Raw genomic sequence first — 11,749 nt, forward strand, 5'->3', positions numbered from 1 at the left:
TGTGGTTGGTGATCTTTCTCGGTGGCTGCGCGGCGTGTCGCGTCGGTTCCTCCGTGGTAACCCCTGAAGGTGGCTATAGGGTTGCCGTGTCGAGGGGTGCGCGTCGGAGGAAACGACGCGTCGCCGCACTGACGGGGAGGTTGTCCGGATGCACGAACCGCGGGATCCTGATCCGGGTACACAGTTGGACGAGCCGGGTGCCTCGTCGCCGGGTGTGGCGACTGAGGGTGACGGTTCGGTGGGCTACCGGGGTGTGACGGCATGTCACGCGGTGGGCATCAGTTACCGGCAGCTGGATTACTGGGCGCGTACGACGCTGGTGGTGCCGAGCGTGCGCGACGCGTCGGGTTCGGGGACGCAGCGGTTGTACTCGTTCCGGGACCTGGTGGTGTTGAAGGTCGTGAAGCGGTTGTTGGATGCGGGGGTGTCCCTGCAGAACATCCGTAAGGCGATCGAGGCGTTGCGGTCGCGTGGTGTGGAGGATCTGGCCGGGATCACGCTGATCTCCGATGGGACGACGGTGTATGAGTGCCGGTCTCCGGAGGAGGTGGTCGACCTGTTGCAGGGTGGCCAGGGTGTCTTCGGTATCGCGATCGGTGGGGCGTTCAAGGAGATCCAGGGGTCGTTGTCGCATCTGCCGGCGGAGCCGGCGGCGAGCGGACCGGTGGAGCCGGTGGTGGGGTCCGGGTCGGATCCGGTGGGTGACGAGTTGGCCGCGCGGCGGGCGCGGCGGCGGGCGGGCTGACCGCCGGGTGCGTGTTCCGGGTTGTGGACTCGCCCGGAGGTGCGGCCCACTTTTTGGGCGCTGGTCGGTGACTGTGGGTCAGTGTGATCGGCGTGTGGTGGGGGTCGTGAGGTGGCCCGTTCCCCTGTGGATCACTGTGGGTGTCGTCGTCGTGGCCGATTGTGGACGGTCGGGTCGGTGGTGGTGACGGTGCGTGTCAGCGTGTTGTCGGGAATCCGATAGGGGGGCGCTGACCGGAGCCCGTCGGCACGCTATGGTCCGTCACGGTCCCCGGTGTGTCGCCGTGGCACGACGGTGTCGCCCGGTGGGCCGTTGCCCCTCCGCGCTGAGCCCGCGCGACACCTCACCCCGGAAGGAACGACCGTGACGGTTACGGAAGAAACCGCTGCCGCTTCGCACTACGACCGCATCGGCGGTGCCAGTTCGGTCAAGGCGGCCGTGGAGCTGTTCTACGACAGGGTGCTTGCCGATGCGGAGTTGGCGGGCTATTTCGCCGATGTGGACATGGTGGGTCAGCGGCGGCACCTGACGTTGATGTTGACGGTGGTGCTGGGCGGGCCGAACGAGTACGCCGGTCGCGGGTTGGCCGAGGCTCACCAGCCGCTGAACATTCCGGTGGAGCACTACGCGAAGGTGGGTGAGCACCTGACGGCGACGCTGACCGAGCTGGGTGTGCCCGCCGACGTCCTGGCCCATGTGCAGACGGTGCTGGGTCAGGTGCAGGACCAGGTCGTGGCCTCCGGGAACCGTCCGGGCGTCTGAGCGTGGACGCGGCCCGACTCAAGCAGAGTTGGTCCCTGGTCGCCGGGCACGGCGACCAGGTGCCGCTCTACTTCTATTCGACGTTGTTTCTGGCCCATCCCGAGACGCGGCAGATGTTCCCCACGAACATGGCGGGGCAGCGTGATCGTCTTGTCACGGCGTTGGGGCACATCGTGTCCAACGTGGACCAGGTGGATCGGCTGGTCGGTTTCCTGCAGGATCTCGGCGCGGATCACCGCAAGTTCGCGGTGCGCGCGGAGCATTATCCGGCCGTGGGTGAGGCGCTGCTGGCGACGTTGCAGCATTTCCTGGCCGAGCAGTGGACCGACGATCTGGCGCAGGATTGGGCGGCCGCGTACGGGCTGGTCGCGCAGGTGATGACCGAGGCCGCGCAGGCCGCCGAGGCGGTGAATCCGCCGTGGTGGGTGGCGGAGATCGTGGCGCATGAGCGGCGGGCGTTCGACGTGGCGGTGCTGACGGTGCGTCCGCAGTACCTGTTGCCGTTCACCGCGGGTCAGTCGGTGGGGGTGTCGCATCCGTCGGTGCGGTCGTGGCGGTACTACTCGCCGGCGAACGCGCCGCGTGCGGACGGCACGTTGGAGTTGCACGTGCGGGCCGCGCCGGGTGGCGCGGTGTCCTCGCGGCTGGTGTACGGGTCGTCCGTGGGCGATCGGATCCACCTGGCGGCGCCGGTGGGGGATCGGTTGGGGTTGTGGGCGGCGGGTTCCAGTGATCTGCTCCTGGTGGTCTCGGGTACCGGCTGGGCGCCAGTGAAGGCGTTGGTGGAGCAGGTCGCCGCGGAGGGTTCGCGTCGGCGGGTGGATCTGTATGTGGGTGCGCGCTCGCGTAGCGAGTTCTACGACAGCGACGCGATCGACAAGTTGGCGTCGTCGTACCCGTGGCTGACGGTGACCTATGTGGTGGGTGCCGATGTGGGTCGGCCGGGGGAGTTCGTGCACGCGGTGGATCGGGCGCTGGCCGACGGTGACTGGCGGTCGCGGCACGTGTACGTGTGCGGGTCGGACGAGATGGTTTCGCACGCGGTGCAGACGTTGGTCCGGGCGGGTTACCACGCGGGTCAGGTGCATCACGAGGGCCTGGGCAAGCAGTGGTACGGCCCGGCTTGGCGGACGGCGGTGGATCAGTCGACCGTCGGTGACACTTCCGGAGGTGGGCACAGGTGAGCGCGAGGAGTGAGCTTGCGGGCCCCGCAGTCGCGAACGGAGGCGAGCACAGGTGAGCGCGACGCCGATCAGTCGGTACGACGGGGTGCAGGTTTCCGGCGGTGTGCAGGTGCGGATGACGGCGGACCGGGTGCGGCGGTGGGAGTTCGGGACGGCGCCGTTCGCGCGGCGTGGTTACGACAACGCCGACGTGGACCGGTTCCGGGTGCAGGTCGCCGACGAGTTGGACCTGTTGGCGACGCAGGTCGCGAATCTGCGTGCGGAGAATGAGCGGCTCACCGATCGGGTGGAGTTGCATCGGCACGGGGTGATCCCGAGTACGTCGGCGGCGGCGAAGGTGCCGGCGGCGAAGGAGGTCAATCTGCTGTCGGCGGCGCAGCGGGAGGCCGAGCAGATCATCGCGCAGGCGCATGACTATGCGCGGCGGGTCGCCGAGTACGCGCGGGTGCAGTACGAGAGTTACATGCGGGCGGCGGCGGCGGAGGCGAAGCAGGAGGCTGAGCGGGCGGTGGCGGATTACCGCAGCACGGCCGGGGCGAGCTTCGACGACTCGGTGGCGACGCGGGAGGCGTTGCGGATTTTCGGCGAGATGATGGTGTCGCACATGCAGGCGGCGGCGCGGCATCTCGACGACGGTAGTGAGCAGTTGGCGCGGACGATGGACCGGATCGCGAAGGAGACGCCGGGGGCGCCGTTCGCGGCGGGTGCGGCGGCGGGTCAGACGGCGTTGCCGCGGCACCAGCAGCGGTGACCGGCGGCGGGTGGGGTCAGCGTGGCTGACCCCACCCGCCGTGTCGGTTGAGGCGTTGGTCGGGGTGGACGGTGACCGTCGCGCCGGCGCCGTCCTTCTCCGGCGGCGGGGTGAACCGGATGTCGAGTGGTTGCGGTGGCGCTCAGGGGGTCGCCGCCGACCGGACGGCGTCGGCGATGGGTGTCGGCCCGCCGACGAGTTCGAGGGTCGCGCCGGCGGTTCGTGGTTCGTCGAGCAGCGCGGCGAGGACGTGGGCGACGTCGGCGCGGCTGATCGCCCCGCGGCCGGCGTGGCGGGTGAGGGTGACGCGCCCGGCGGGGTCGTCGTCGGTGAGCCGCCCGGGTCGCAGGACCGTCCAGGCCAGGTCGCGGGCGCGGAGGTCGTCCTCGGCGGCCCGTTTGGCGCGCAGGTACGCCGCCCACACGTCGTCGGTGCCGGCGGCGGGCGGGTCGTCGACGCCCATGGAGGAGACCAGCAGGTAGCGGTGGACGCCGGCGCGGGTGGCGGCGTCGGCGAGCAGCGCGGCGGCGGCCCGGTCGACGGTGTCCTTGCGGGCGGCGCCGCTGCCGGGGCCGGCGCCGGCGGCGAAGATGACCGCGTCGGCGCCGTCGAGGTGCGCGGCGAGGTCGTCGCTGTCGGTGTGTTCCAGGTCGCGGATGATCGGGGTGGCGCCGGCGGCGCGCAGCGCGGCGGCCTGCCCGGGGTTGCGGATGAGGCCGACGGCGGTGTCGCCGCGTCCGGCGAGGTGACGTTCCAGCAGCAGGGCGATCTTGCCGTGGCCTCCGGCGATGACGACACGCATGTGCTCAACCTACCGTCGGCGAGATCCGGGAGCTTGACCTTGACCTGTGGGCAACCCCCAGTCTGGTGTGTGCCGGTCGCGGTGACCGGCACGAGGAGGATGTCGACGTGGGGTTGGTGACCATCGGGGCGTTCGCCCGGGCGGCGGGTCTGACGCCGAAGGCGTTGCGTCTGTACGACCAGGTGGGGGTGCTGGCGCCGGCCGCGGTCGATCCGGAGTCCGGGTATCGGCTCTACGACCCGCAGCAGGTGCCGCTGGCCCGGCTGGTCGCCCAGCTTCGTCGCATCGGCATGCCGTTGGCCACGATCCGCGCCGTGTGTGACCTGGAACCCGCGGCGGCCGCTGACGCGATCACCGCGTACTGGCGGCAGGTCAGCGCGGACACCGCGGCTCGTGCGCGGCTCGCCTCCGTCCTCGTGGAGCACCTGTCCGGAGGGAGCACCACCGTGTCCGTACCCAATTCCACCCTTGCTGTGCGGTACGCCGCCGGCTGCGACACCGGGGCGGTGCGCGTCAGCAACGAGGACGCCGCGTACGCCGGTGATCGGTTGTTCGCCGTGGCCGACGGCATGCGCGGGCCCGGTGGCGCTGCCGCCAGCGCCGCCGCGATCGACGCTCTGCGCCCGTTGGAGCTCGTCGACGTGCCGGCCGTGGAGCTGCTGACGATGCTGGCCGGTGCGGTGACCGGCGCCGATGACGTCGTGCGGGCGCTGGCGACCGATGAGCATCAGCCGGGCACCACGCTGACCGCGTTGCTGCGCAGCGGTTCGCAGCTGGCCCTGGTGCACGTCGGTGACACCCGGGCGTATCTGCTGCGCGGCGGCGAGTTGTCCCTGCTCACCCAGGACCACACGTGGGTGCAGACCCAGGTGGATCAGGGCCTGCTCGACCGGGACGAGGCGGCCGCGCATCCTCAGCGTGCGCTGCTGGTACGTGCGCTGGGCGGCGGTCAGCAGGTCGAGGCCGATCTGGCGCTTCGCACCGCGCTGCCCGGTGACCGGTACCTGCTGTGCTCCGACGGGCTGTCCGCCGTCGTCGACCGGGCGGCCCTGCATGCGGCGCTCAGCGAGGGGGCCGACCCGGAGCACACGGTGACCCGCCTGATCGCCCTGGCACGGGCGGTGGGGACGCCCGACAACGTGGCCTGCGTCGTCGCCGACGTCGTCGCGGTGTCGACGCCACCACAGGCCCGCCGAGGGGTCGGCGACGGCGGGTGCGGTGAGGCAGCATGAAGGGGTGACGGAGAGCCTGGACGCGTTGACCTCGCTGGTGGCCGGGGGTGGGGTGGTGGTGCTCAGCGGCGCCGGCCTGTCCACCGAGTCGGGTATCCCGGACTACCGGGGCCCCAGCGGGGTCGCGCGCCGGCACACCCCGATGACGGTGCAGGCGTTCACCCGCGACCCCGTCGCGCGGCGGCGGTACTGGGCGCGTAGCCACCTGGGGTGGCGGTTGATCGCCCGTGCGGCGCCGAACGCCGGGCATCGGGCGGTGGCGCGGCTGGAGCACGCCGGTCTGGTCGACGCGGTGATCACGCAGAACGTCGACGGGTTGCACGGCGCGGCGGGCAGCGCGTCGGTGGTCGAGTTGCACGGTCGCCTGGACGAGGTGACGTGCCTGGACTGCGGCAACCTGACCTCCCGGGAGGAGGTGGACCGGCGGCTGCGCGAGGCCAACCCGGATTTCGTGGCGCGGGTCGCCGCGGTCAACCCGGACGGTGATGTGGATCTCCCCGATGAGCAGGTGGCGGCGTTCCGGCCGGTGGACTGCGGGATCTGCGGCACCGGGATGTTGAAACCCGATGTGGTGTTCTTCGGTGAGACGGTGCCGCCGCAGCGGGTGGCGCGGTGCTTCGCGCTGGTGGAGCGGGCGCGGGCGGTGCTGGTGTTGGGGTCGTCGTTGACGGTGATGTCGGGTCGCCGGTTCGTGATTCGCGCCGCGAAACGGGGCATTCCGGTGGCGATCGTCAACCAGGGTCCGACCCGTGGTGACGGCTACGCCACGGTGTGCGTCGACGCGCCGTTGGGGGCGCTGCTGCCGGTGCTGGCCGAGCGGGTCACCGGCGGCGCGGCGGTGGCCACGCCGGCCGGGGTGTGACACCTGCCCGGGGGGGTAGGACATCTGCCGGAAACACCGGCGCTGGTAGCGTTGACCATGCCGGTACCACCCACGTGGGAGAGACCGCCCGGCAGCAGTCAGGGCGGCGCCGAAGGGGCAAATCCTCCCCGGAACCTCTCAGGCAAAAGGACCTCGTGGGCAGGCACTGTGGAGCGCTCCTGCGGGGTGCGACAGAGGGGGAGGCCGACACGTCGACCTCGCCCCGGGAGTGCCCCTGATGAGCGTAGAGCAGTTCGCCACCCGTCACATCGGTCCCGGCCCCGACGACGAGCGTCGGATGTTGGAGGTCGTCGGGCATCACTCGATCGACGAGCTGATGGACGCCGCGATCCCCGAGGTGATCCGCTGGCACGGCACCCTGGACCTGCCGGCCCCGGCCACCGAGGCCGAGGCGCTCGCCGAGTTGCGGGCCCTCGCGGCACGCAACACGGTCGCCGTCTCCATGATCGGCCTGGGCTACCACGGCACGCACACCCCGGCGGTGATCCGCCGCAACGTCCTCGAAGACCCGGCGTGGTACACGGCGTACACGCCGTACCAGCCGGAGATCAGCCAGGGCCGCCTCGAGGCGCTGCTGAACTTCCAGACCATGGTCACCGACCTGACCGGCCTGGCCACCGCGAACGCCTCGATGCTCGACGAGGGCACCGCCGCGGCGGAGGCGATGACCCTCGCGCGGCGCGCGTCCAAGAGCACGAGCCGGGTGTACGTGGTCGACGCCGACGCCCTGCCGCAGAGCATCGCCGTGATCGCCAGCCGGGCCGAGCCGCTCGGCATCGACGTGCGCGTCGTCGACGTCGAGCGCGACGAGCTGCCCGCGGAGTTCTTCGGCCTGCACCTGCAGTACCCGGGCGCGTCCGGGGCGGTGCGCGACCACGCGGCCCTCGTCGAGGCCGCGCACGCCGTCGGTGCCCTGGTGACCGTGGCGGCGGATCTGCTGGCGTTGACGCTGCTGCGGGCACCGGGGGAGATCGGCGCGGACATCGCCGCCGGCACCACCCAGCGCTTCGGCGTACCGATGGGCTTCGGTGGGCCGCACGCCGGCTACCTGGCGGTGCGCTCGGGCCTGGAGCGGATGCTGCCCGGGCGTCTCGTCGGGGTGTCGCGCGACGCGGACGGCAACCCGGCGTACCGGCTGGCGTTGCAGACCCGTGAGCAGCACATCCGGCGGGAGAAGGCGACCAGCAACATCTGCACCGCGCAGGTGCTGCTCGCGGTGATGGCCGGCATGTACGCCGTCTACCACGGCCCGGACGGGCTGCGGGAGATCGCGACGCGTACCCATGCCGGGGCGGCGCGGCTCGCGGCCGGGCTGCGCGCCGGCGGCGTCGACGTCGCGGACGTCGCGTTCTTCGACACCGTCACGGCACGCGTGCCGGGCCGGGCGGCGCAGGTGGTGGCGGCCGCCGCCGAGCGGGGCGTGAACCTGCGGCTGGTCGACGCCGACCGGGTGGGGATGTCCTGCGACGAGACGACCACCGACGCGCACCTTCAGGCGGTGTGGGCGGCGTTCGGTGTGCCCGCGTTCGACGGCGCCGGCGACCCGGCCCTGCCGGTCGACCTGGCGCGCCGCAGCGACTTCCTGACGCACCCGGTGTTCCGCAGCCACCACTCGGAGACGGCGATGCTGCGCTACCTGCGCCGGTTGTCGGACTTCGACTACGCCCTGGACCGGGGCATGATCCCGCTCGGGTCGTGCACGATGAAGCTGAACGCGACCACCGAGATGGAGCCGGTCAGCTGGGCGGAGTTCGCGAACATCCACCCGTTCGCGCCGGATGCGCAGACCGTCGGGTACCGGGAGATGATCGATCAGCTGGAGTCGTGGCTGGCGGAGGTGACCGGCTACGACGCGGTCAGCGTGCAGCCCAACGCGGGGTCGCAGGGCGAGCTGGCGGGCCTGCTGGCGATCCGCTCGTACCACGCGTCGCGGGGTGAGTCGCACCGCGACGTGTGCCTGATCCCGTCGTCGGCGCACGGCACGAACGCGGCGTCGGCGGTGATGGCCGGCATGCGGGTCGTCGTGGTGGCCTGCGACGACGACGGCAACGTCGACCTCGTCGACCTGGACGCGAAGATCGACAAGCATCGGGACGCGCTCGCCGGGATCATGGTGACGTACCCGTCGACGCACGGCGTGTACGAGACGGGCATCGCGTCGCTGTGCGCGAAGGTCCACGACGCCGGCGGGCAGGTGTACGTCGACGGGGCGAACCTCAACGCGCTGGTCGGGTTCGCCAAGCCCGGCCAGTTCGGCGCGGACGTGTCGCACCTGAACCTGCACAAGACGTTCTGCATCCCGCACGGCGGCGGTGGCCCGGGTGTGGGTCCGGTGGCGGTGCGCGCGCACCTGGCGCCGTTCCTGCCCGGTGATCCGCTGGGCGCGCACGTCGACGCGACGCCGGCGATCTCGGCGGCGAAGTACGGGTCGGCGGGGATCCTGCCGATCCCGTGGGCGTACCTGCGGATGATGGGCGCCGAGGGGCTGACCCGGGCGACCGGCGTGGCGGTCCTCGCGGCGAACTACGTGGCGGCGCGGCTGCGCGGGCACTTCGGAGTGCTGTACGCCGGCAACAAGGGCCTGGTGGCGCACGAGTGCATCCTCGACCTGCGGCCGTTGACGAAGGCGACCGGGGTGAGCGTGGACGACGTGGCGAAGCGGCTCATCGACTACGGCTTCCATGCGCCGACGATGTCGTTCCCGGTGGCGGGGACGCTGATGGTGGAGCCGACCGAGAGTGAGGACCTGGCGGAGCTGGACCGGTTCTGCGACGCGATGATCGCGATCCGGGCGGAGATCGAGCAGGTCGCCTCCGGGCAGTGGCCGGCGGGGGACAACCCTCTGGCGAACGCCCCGCACACCGCGGCGATGGTCAGCGGTGACGAGTGGCCGCACCCGTACCCGCGGTCGGTGGGCGCGTACCCGGCCGGGGTGGACCGGGCGGGGAAGTACTGGCCGCCGGTGCGGCGGATCGACGGCGCGTACGGCGACCGGAACCTGGTCTGCTCGTGCCCGTCGCCGGAGGCGTTCGAGGACTGACGACGGGCGTGCCGGGGCGGGCGGTACGGGCCGCCCCGGCAGCCGCTGTGACCTGGACTAGCCTGGTCGACGGCGGCTGTACGGTGACGCTGAGTGGTCGATCAGGCCACGAGGGCGTGACGGGCAGGGCCGCGGTGCGGGGCGATGCTGCTGCCGTCGGGGAGGAGCTCGCCGGTGTCCTCGAAGACGATGACACCGTTGCAGAGCAGGCTCCAGCCCTGCTCAGGAAAGCAGGCGAGGACCCGGGCGGCTTCGCGGTCGGTCGCTGCGGCGGAGGGGCAGGTCGGTTGGTGCTGGCACATCGGGTTCTCCGGACTGTGGGGGCACTGTGTCATGGTTCACATGACCAGTGACGCACAGTACCAAGCGAAAGTGTCCAGCATCGAGCAGGTGTCGGCCTGGCGCACGGGAAATCCACTGAACGGATGAGGAAGGTCGGACCATACGGCGTGGAAACGCTCCCACAGGTGTATGCCGCGTCCCGCGACCCGGCGGCGTTGGTCGACGCACCCGCGGCACCGCGCGCGTGCCGCCACACTCTCGTCGAACGGGCCCGCCTGCACTGGCGCCGCACCGACGGCGGCGACCCCGCCGCGCTCGCCGAGGAGTTCCTCGCCGCCCACGGGCTGGCCCTGCACGACCTGAGCCGACCCACCCCCACCCACCACGACACCAACCCCTGCGGCGCCGCGCTCTACCTCTCCGCCGCCGCCGGGGCGCTGCTCGCCGGCGCCCCCACCGGGGCACCCGAACCCGCGCCGAGGGTGCCCGACCTCGCCGTCGTCGTCTACGACCACGGACCCGCCCGAGCGACCCCGAGCGGCCCCCCGACACCCTGGTGGCTCGGCACGTGGACCGACAGCTGGACACCACGCCAGCACGCCGCCGCCGTCGACGCCGTCCGCGCCGCCATCGGCCGCGGCGACGTCTACCAGAGCAACCTCGTCGGCCACGCCGCGGCCCGCTACACCGGCGACCCGCTGCCCGGCCTGCGCCGCCTCGGCGCGCTCCCCGGCGCCCGCTACGGCGGCGTCCTCACCGGCGACGGGTGGGCCATCGGCTGCGCCTCCCCGGAAACCCTCATCGAGGTCACCGACGGGCACCTGATCACCCGGCCCATCAAGGGCACCCGCCCCGCCACCGCCGCCGGCCGCGCCGACCTGCTCGCCAGCGCCAAGGAACGCGCCGAACACATCATGATCGTCGACCTGGAACGCAACGACCTCGCCCGCATCGCCCGCACCGGCACCGTCACCGTCGACGACCTGTTCGCCGTACGCCGCTGGTGCGACCTGTGGCAGGCCGAATCCACCGTGCGCGCCACCGTCGCCGACGGCCTCGGCCTCGCCGACCTGCTGCGCGCCACCTGCCCCGGCGGCTCCGTCACTGGCGCGCCGAAACTCGCCGCCCTGCACCAGATCGCCGCCCTCGAACCCGTCGGCCGGGGCGCCAGCATGGGTGCCCTCGGCTGGGTCGCCCCCGGCCACATCGACCTCGGCCTGACCATCCGCACCGCCGCCGCCGACGGCGAGCGGCTGCACACCTGGGCCGGCGGCGGCATCACCTGGGACAGCGACGCGGCCGCCGAGGTCGCCGAGGCCGCCGCGAAGACCGCCCCGATCCGCGCCACCCTGGCCGGCCGCTGAGCCCGCCACCGCCGGCGATACGCTGACCCGCATGACCATGCGGCCCATCCGGATCATCGGCGACCCCGTCCTGCGCACCGAATGCGACCCGGTCACCACCTTCGACGCGGAGCTGCGCGCCCTGGTCACCGACCTGATGGACACCCTGCTCGGCGCGCCCGGCCGCGCCGGCGTCGCCGCACCCCAGATCGGCGTCAGCGCCCAGGTGTTCGTCTACGACGCCGACGGGCACCGCGGGCACCTCATCAACCCCACCCTCGAACTGTCCGACGAACTCCAGGACGACGAGGAGGGCTGCCTGTCCATCCCCGGGCTGTACTTCCCGACCGCCCGCGCCCTGCACGCCACCGCACACGGCGTCGACCAGAACGGCGAACCCCTCAGCATCACCGGCACGGGCTTCCTCGCCCGCGCCCTGCAACACGAGACCGACCACCTGCGCGGCACCCTGTACGTCGACACGCTGCGCGGCGACATCCGCCGCCGCGCCCTACGGGAGATCCGCGCCGGACGCTTCGACTCACCCAGCCGCCGCCGCTGACGCCCTACCGGGCCGTCACCGTCCACTCGTCGTAGTCGGCCACCCGGGTGAAGCCCACCCGCTCGTACAGGCGCACCGCCGCCGCGTTGTCCGCCTTCACGTTCAACGTCACATGCGTGACGCTGTCCCGCAGCCGGCCGCACAACCCGGCCACCACCGCCGC

At 72.2% G+C, this 11,749-nt stretch carries 11 protein-coding genes, 1 pseudogene and 1 riboswitch; of the genes and pseudogenes, 9 read left to right on the forward strand and 3 right to left on the reverse strand.

Translation table 11 applies throughout. The annotated features are described in order from the left end of the window. Positions 1-148 precede the first annotated feature (148 nt). The 4 genes from F8271_RS11130 (at position 149) to F8271_RS11145 (ending at position 3,442) form a co-directional block, all read left to right on the forward strand. Positions 149-745 (forward strand): MerR family transcriptional regulator, encoded by a 597-nt coding sequence (locus F8271_RS11130; RefSeq protein ID WP_151489620.1) that lies wholly within the window; start codon positions 149-151, stop codon positions 743-745. A gap of 363 nt (positions 746-1,108) precedes the next feature. Beyond that, positions 1,109-1,507 carry a group 1 truncated hemoglobin gene (locus tag F8271_RS11135; RefSeq protein WP_151489621.1) on the forward strand — a complete coding sequence of 133 codons (399 nt, stop codon included), beginning with the start codon at positions 1,109-1,111 and terminating at the stop codon, positions 1,505-1,507. Positions 1,508-1,509: 2 nt separating this feature from the next. Further along, entirely contained in the window at positions 1,510-2,691 is a 1,182-nt protein-coding gene (locus F8271_RS11140; protein ID WP_151489622.1) for a globin domain-containing protein, read from the forward strand. Between the two features lie 52 nt (positions 2,692-2,743). Next, positions 2,744-3,442: a DivIVA domain-containing protein gene (locus tag F8271_RS11145; RefSeq protein WP_151489623.1), complete on the forward strand. Its 699-nt coding sequence runs from the start codon at positions 2,744-2,746 to the stop codon at positions 3,440-3,442. Positions 3,443-3,584: 142 nt separating this feature from the next. Here F8271_RS11145 and F8271_RS11150 read toward each other — a convergent pair whose 3' ends face one another. Next, positions 3,585-4,244, reverse strand: coding sequence for an NAD(P)-binding oxidoreductase (locus F8271_RS11150; RefSeq protein WP_151489624.1), 660 nt, complete (start codon positions 4,242-4,244; stop codon positions 3,585-3,587). Between the two features lie 107 nt (positions 4,245-4,351). On the opposite strand from F8271_RS11150, the pseudogene F8271_RS11155 reads away from it, so the two are divergent. From F8271_RS11155 to gcvP, 3 genes and pseudogenes are all read left to right on the forward strand, one after another. Beyond that, positions 4,352-5,407 (forward strand): annotated as a pseudogene (locus tag F8271_RS11155) (MerR family transcriptional regulator); the annotation flags it as partial. 73 nt (positions 5,408-5,480) lie between these two features. Next, the gene (locus F8271_RS11160) at positions 5,481-6,338 is read left to right on the forward strand and encodes an NAD-dependent protein deacetylase (protein WP_151489626.1); all 858 of its coding nucleotides are present in this window, start codon (positions 5,481-5,483) and stop codon (positions 6,336-6,338) included. 65 nt (positions 6,339-6,403) lie between these two features. Further along, a riboswitch (glycine riboswitch) is annotated at positions 6,404-6,502 on the forward strand. Between the two features lie 74 nt (positions 6,503-6,576). Beyond that, complete coding sequence (gcvP, locus tag F8271_RS11165; protein WP_151489627.1) at positions 6,577-9,399, forward strand: aminomethyl-transferring glycine dehydrogenase; 2,823 nt, start codon at positions 6,577-6,579, stop codon at positions 9,397-9,399. Positions 9,400-9,500: 101 nt separating this feature from the next. Here gcvP and F8271_RS11170 read toward each other — a convergent pair whose 3' ends face one another. Then, positions 9,501-9,701, reverse strand: coding sequence for a DUF5999 family protein (locus tag F8271_RS11170; RefSeq protein WP_139582101.1), 201 nt, complete (start codon positions 9,699-9,701; stop codon positions 9,501-9,503). A 96-nt stretch (positions 9,702-9,797) separates the two neighbouring features. Between F8271_RS11170 and F8271_RS11175 the strand changes: the two genes are divergently transcribed. Then, on the forward strand, positions 9,798-11,045 hold the full coding sequence (locus F8271_RS11175; RefSeq protein WP_192580244.1) for a chorismate-binding protein: 1,248 nt from the start codon (positions 9,798-9,800) through the stop codon (positions 11,043-11,045). A 31-nt stretch (positions 11,046-11,076) separates the two neighbouring features. Beyond that, positions 11,077-11,586 (forward strand): peptide deformylase, encoded by a 510-nt coding sequence (locus F8271_RS11180; RefSeq protein ID WP_151489629.1) that lies wholly within the window; start codon positions 11,077-11,079, stop codon positions 11,584-11,586. Between the two features lie 4 nt (positions 11,587-11,590). Here the strand turns inward: F8271_RS11180 and F8271_RS11185 are convergent, their stop codons facing one another. After that, positions 11,591-11,743, reverse strand: coding sequence for a GNAT family N-acetyltransferase (locus F8271_RS11185; protein WP_225854415.1), 153 nt, complete (start codon positions 11,741-11,743; stop codon positions 11,591-11,593). Between the last annotated feature and the right edge of the window lie 6 nt (positions 11,744-11,749).

The sequence above is a fragment of the Micromonospora sp. ALFpr18c genome, assembly GCF_008868155.1.
Classification (GTDB): Bacteria; Actinomycetota; Actinomycetes; order Mycobacteriales; family Micromonosporaceae; genus Micromonospora.

What these genes read in the sequence shown, in the direction of transcription:
- F8271_RS11150 (WP_151489624.1), bottom strand. Translation starts at nt 4,244, where the DNA reads ATGCGTGTCGTCATCGCCGGAGGCCACGGCAAGATCGCCCTGCTGCTG.
- F8271_RS11180 (WP_151489629.1), top strand. Translation starts at nt 11,077, where the DNA reads ATGACCATGCGGCCCATCCGGATCATCGGCGACCCCGTCCTGCGCACC.
- gcvP (WP_151489627.1), top strand. Translation starts at nt 6,577, where the DNA reads ATGAGCGTAGAGCAGTTCGCCACCCGTCACATCGGTCCCGGCCCCGAC.
- F8271_RS11170 (WP_139582101.1), bottom strand. Translation starts at nt 9,701, where the DNA reads ATGTGCCAGCACCAACCGACCTGCCCCTCCGCCGCAGCGACCGACCGC.
- F8271_RS11130 (WP_151489620.1), top strand. Translation starts at nt 149, where the DNA reads ATGCACGAACCGCGGGATCCTGATCCGGGTACACAGTTGGACGAGCCG.